Below are 4,789 nucleotides of genomic sequence, written 5' to 3' on the forward strand. Positions count from 1 at the left end.
GGTCCCGGGTACGGGGTGTGCTGGGGCGAAGTGCCGCGGTCGTTCCCGCCGCGCGGCTCTTGTTCCGCCGCAGCGCTGCCATCCCTCTTGAAACGTCCCTGCACTAGCGTCGCAACCTCTGGACCAGGCGTCCCTCCGCGAACGGACAGGACGGTGTCGGCGTCGTGGGGGCGTGAGTGCGCCCCATCGGTGGTCGTCGGTGACCGGCGCGGAATCCCCCCTTCCCCACCGCCGCTCGGCGCTGCCTTGCGCCCCAGCTCGCCGGTCTCCATCCGCGGCGGTGCGTGGAATTCCAGCACAGTGCCGGATCTCCAACAAGGGCGGCGGTCGGGCCTGTGGACGGCGTCACGTGCCGTGAGCGATGCGTCACCTCCCGTAGAAGCCGATCAGGGAGGAATCGGACTTTCGTCAACGAGTCGCTTACGCGTGGAGGGTGTCCCAGTCGACATGATCAGCGGCGGAATAGAGCATTCAGTGGGGTGATGTCCGTTTTCACCATCCCGACGGGTCGCCTGGAATGCCCGACTTGCCCCTGCGTTGGTGAGGAAACTCACACGCCACGAGCGAGCTGTTCGCGGTAATGGCGGGGAAGTCGATGTTTAGCCTGACGCTTTACAGGGATGGGCCATCCGTCAAATCGGCGCCGCGGGGCGCCCCAACCTCCGAGGTCTGCACGCACCCATGAAGACGACCATGACGATCCAGCGCATCGCCAACCCCCGTCGCATCACCCTCGCCCACCTGGCGGACGCCGCCGCCCTGGACCGGGGAGCGCAGCCGGAGCACTCGGTCGCCCTGCCCACCGCCACGGCCAACCCGCGCCGCACCACCCTCATGGACGCCCCGGTCCCCGCCGGGCAGTGAGCGGCCGTGCGCGCCCCCGCACCCGGGGGCGCGCACCCCGTTCCCACGGAACGTTCCCACGGCACCCGGCCGGTGATCCGGCAGGTCGCCCGCCCCTCCCGCGTTAGCCTGGAGCGTCAGAACTCCAGTCAGCGAAAGTAGGGGGCACAGGCATCCGTGCGCATCGCCAGGTTCTCCATCGACGGCAATGTCGCCTTCGGCGCAGTCGAGGGTGAAGCCCCCGACAGCCTCGTCCTCGACATCATCAAGGGCATCCCGTACACGGACTTCGAACTCAGCGGCACCAAGGTCCCCCTGAGCAAGGTCCGCCTCCTGCCGCCCGTGCTCCCCAACAAGGTCGTGGCCATCGGCCGCAACTACGCGGAACACGCGGCGGAGCTCGGCAACGAGGTCCCGGACGTGCCCGTCGCCTTCTTCAAGCCCACCACCTCGGTGATCGGCCCCGGCGACGCCATCGAGTACCCCTCCTTCTCCGAGGAGCTGCACCACGAGGCCGAGCTCGCCGTCGTCATCGGCCGCATGTGCCGCGAAGTCCCGCGTGACCGCGTCAAGGACGTGATCTTCGGCTACACCTGCGCCAACGACGTCACCGCGCGGGACGCCCAGAAGCGCGAGAAGCAGTGGGCCCGCGCCAAGGGCTTCGACACCTCCTGCCCGCTCGGCCCCTGGGTCGAGACCGACCTCGACCCGAGCGACCTCACCCTCCAGTGCACGGTCAACGGCGCACAGCGCCAGCTGGGTCGTACGAGCGACATGATCCGCTCCATCGAGGACCTGGTCGTCCACATCACCGAGGCCATGACGCTGCTCCCGGGCGACGTCATCCTCACCGGCACCCCCGCCGGGGTCGGCCCCCTCACCGTCGGCGACGAGGTCGCCGTCACCATCGAAGGCATCGGCACTCTCACCAACAAGGTGATCAAGCGTGGTTAACACCCCCGACCCCTCCGTCCGCGTACGCTTCTGCCCGTCCCCGACGGGCAACCCGCACGTGGGCCTGGTCCGCACCGCCCTGTTCAACTGGGCCTTCGCCCGGCACAACGGCGGCACCATGGTCTTCCGGATCGAGGACACCGACGCGGCCCGCGACTCGGAGGAGTCGTACCAGCAGCTGCTCGACTCCCTCCGCTGGCTCGGCCTCGACTGGGACGAGGGCCCCGAGGTCGGCGGCCCCCACGCGCCGTACCGCCAGTCGCAGCGCATGGAGATCTACCGCGACGTCGCCGACAAGCTCCTCAAGGGCGGCTACGCCTACCACTGCTACTGCACCACCGAGGAGCTCGACCTGCGCCGCGAGGCCGCCCGCGCCGCCGGCAAGCCCTCCGGCTACGACGGCCACTGCCGCGACCTCACCGCCGAGCAGACCGCCGCGTACGAGGCGGAGGGCCGCTCCGCGATCGTCCGCTTCCGTATGCCGGACGAGCCGATCACCTTCCGCGACCTGGTCCGCGGCGAGCTGACCTTCACCCCGGACAACGTCCCGGACTACGGCATCGTCCGCGCCAACGGCGCGCCGCTGTACACCCTGGTCAACCCGGTGGACGACGCGCTCATGGAGATCACGCACGTCCTGCGCGGCGAGGACCTGCTGTCCTCCACCCCCCGCCAGATCGCCCTGTACAAGGCGCTGATCGAGCTGGGCATCGCCAAGTCGATCCCCCAGTTCGGCCACCTCCCGTACGTCATGGGCGAGGGCAACAAGAAGCTCTCCAAGCGCGACCCGCAGTCGTCCCTGAACCTCTACCGCGAGCGCGGCTTCCTCCCCGAGGGCCTGCTGAACTACCTGTCCCTCCTGGGCTGGTCGTTCTCCGCGGACCAGGACGTCTTCACGATCCCCGAGATGATCGAGAAGTTCGACGTCGCGGACGTCAACGCGAACCCGGCGCGGTTCGACCTGAAGAAGGCCGAGTCGATCAACGCGGACCACATCCGCATGCTGGACGAGAAGACGTTCGCCGCGGCCTGCGAGCCCTGGCTCCGGGCCCCGCACGCGCCGTGGGCCCCGGAGGACTTCGACCGCGAGGCCTGGGAGCGCATCGCCCCGCACGCCCAGACCCGCCTCACGGTCCTCTCCGACATCACGGCCAACGTCGATTTCCTCTTCCTCCCGGCCCCGGTCGAGGACGAGGCGTCCTGGCAGAAGGCCATGAAGGGCGACCCGGCGGCGCTGCTCACCACGGCCCGCGCCAAGCTGGAGGCCGCGGACTGGACGAGCCCGGAGTCCCTGAAGGACGCCGTCCTGAAGGCGGGCGAGGAGCACGGCCTGAAGCTCGGCAAGGCCCAGGCCCCGGTCCGCGTGGCCGTCACGGGCCGCACGGTGGGCCTCCCGCTCTTCGAGTCCCTGGAGATCCTGGGCAAGGAGAAGACCCTGTCCCGCATCGACACCGCCCTGGCCAAGCTGACGGCGTAAGCCCGTCTCGTACGCCCCCGGGGCCGGCGCCCGCCGCGGCGCCGGCCCCGGGGGCGTTACCAGCGGGAGGCTCCCCCTGCTCCCGTCCCCGCATCTGGCGAAGCAGCCCGTCCTGGCGAAGCAGCCCGTCCGGCGCCTGAGGGCGTGCCCCCCACGGCGCGAACGGGGGTCTGGGGGCGAAGCCCCCAGTTTCGGGAAGGGGCGGGGTGGGGGACCTTCCGGCGGTACCGTCGCGGTCATGGCCATCCGCGCCGTCCTCTGGGACATCGACACTGCATTCTTCGGGGGATGACCCCCGAACCCCCAGCCGGGGGCAAGGACGGCGGTACCGTCGCGGTCATGGCCATCCGCGCCGTCCTCTGGGACATCGATGACACGATCTTCGACTACGCCGCCGCCGACCGCGCCGGCATGCGCCGCCACCTGCGTGACGAGGGGCTGACCGGGGCGTTCGGCACCACCGAGTACGCCCTGCGGCGGTGGCAGCAGGCCACCGAACTGCACTGGGCGCGGTTCTCCGCGGGAGAGACGTCCTGGGAGGAGCAGCGCCGCGACCGCGTCCGCACCTTCCTCGGCGACGCCCCGCTGGAGGACGCCGAGGCCGACGCCTGGTTCGCCCGCTACCTCGCGCACTACGAGGCCGCCTGGGCGCTGTTCCCGGACACCGTCCCGGCCCTGGACCTCCTCGCCGCCGACTACCGCCACGGCGTCCTGTCGAACTCGTCCCTCCACAACCAGGACCGCAAGCTCCGCCTCCTGGGCGTACGGGACCGCTTCGAGGCCGTCGTCTGCGCCGCCGACATCGGGGTGTCCAAGCCCGAGGCCGCCGCCTTCCACACCGCCTGCGACACCCTCGGCCTGGCCCCGCACGAGGTCGCGTACGTCGGTGACCAGCCGGACACCGACGCCCGGGGCGCCGCCGACGCCGGCCTCCTCGGGATCTGGCTTGACCGCCACGGGCGCGGCGGGCGCCCCGAGCTGAACCGGATCACCGGGCTCGACCAGCTCCCCGCCCTGCTCCGCACCTTGCCCCGCGCGGATACCCGTTTTGGAGCGCCGTCCACCTTCGGGTAATGTTCTTCCTGCGCCGAGGGGAGCGGGCCGGAAGGCCGGAAACCCGAAGCGCAAGCCGAACAAGATCTCCCTCGGGGGTTGCGTTCCGGTGGCCTATGGTGTAATTGGCAGCACGACTGATTCTGGTTCAGTTAGTCTTGGTTCGAGTCCAGGTAGGCCAGCTCGCAGAGCTCATCTGCAAAGCCCCCGTTGTGTAGCGGCCTAGCACGCTGCCCTCTCAAGGCAGTAGCGCCGGTTCGAATCCGGTCGGGGGTACGGATCAGTCCTGTGGGACTGATCGCTAGGGCCCCCGTTGTGTAGCGGCCTAGCACGCCGCCCTCTCAAGGCGGTAGCGCCGGTTCGAATCCGGTCGGGGGTACCAACTGGTCTAAACCACCAGTGGCCTATGGTGTAATTGGCAGCACGACTGATTCTGGTTCAGTTAGTCTTGGTTCGAGTCCA

4 protein-coding genes and 3 tRNA genes are annotated in these 4,789 nt (G+C 69.8%); all 7 read left to right on the forward strand.

Annotated features, from left to right (window positions below; translation table 11 throughout):
- Positions 1–681: 681 nt before the first annotated feature.
- The 7 genes from HTZ82_RS17415 (at position 682) to HTZ82_RS17445 (ending at position 4,709) form a co-directional block, all read left to right on the forward strand.
- On the forward strand, positions 682–864 hold the full coding sequence (locus HTZ82_RS17415; RefSeq protein ID WP_175410317.1) for a hypothetical protein: 183 nt from the start codon (positions 682–684) through the stop codon (positions 862–864).
- A 156-nt stretch (positions 865–1,020) separates the two neighbouring features.
- Positions 1,021–1,797 (forward strand): fumarylacetoacetate hydrolase family protein, encoded by a 777-nt coding sequence (locus HTZ82_RS17420; protein ID WP_175410318.1) that lies wholly within the window; start codon positions 1,021–1,023, stop codon positions 1,795–1,797.
- Positions 1,790–3,274: a glutamate--tRNA ligase gene (gene gltX, locus HTZ82_RS17425; protein ID WP_175410319.1), complete on the forward strand. Its 1,485-nt coding sequence runs from the start codon at positions 1,790–1,792 to the stop codon at positions 3,272–3,274. The genes HTZ82_RS17420 and gltX overlap by 8 nt, the downstream gene beginning before the upstream one ends.
- A 339-nt stretch (positions 3,275–3,613) precedes the next feature.
- A complete protein-coding gene (locus tag HTZ82_RS17430; protein ID WP_175410320.1) occupies positions 3,614–4,348 on the forward strand; it encodes an HAD family hydrolase in 735 nt (244 codons plus the stop codon).
- An 89-nt stretch (positions 4,349–4,437) separates the two neighbouring features.
- Positions 4,438–4,509: transfer RNA gene (locus HTZ82_RS17435), tRNA-Gln, on the forward strand.
- A 21-nt stretch (positions 4,510–4,530) separates the two neighbouring features.
- Positions 4,531–4,603 (forward strand) — tRNA-Glu (locus HTZ82_RS17440).
- A 30-nt stretch (positions 4,604–4,633) separates the two neighbouring features.
- Positions 4,634–4,709, forward strand: a tRNA-Glu gene (locus HTZ82_RS17445).
- The last annotated feature ends 80 nt before the right edge of the window (positions 4,710–4,789 follow it).

Source organism: Streptomyces sp. TRM64462 (assembly GCF_013362995.1).
Classification (GTDB): domain Bacteria; phylum Actinomycetota; class Actinomycetes; order Streptomycetales; family Streptomycetaceae; genus Streptomyces.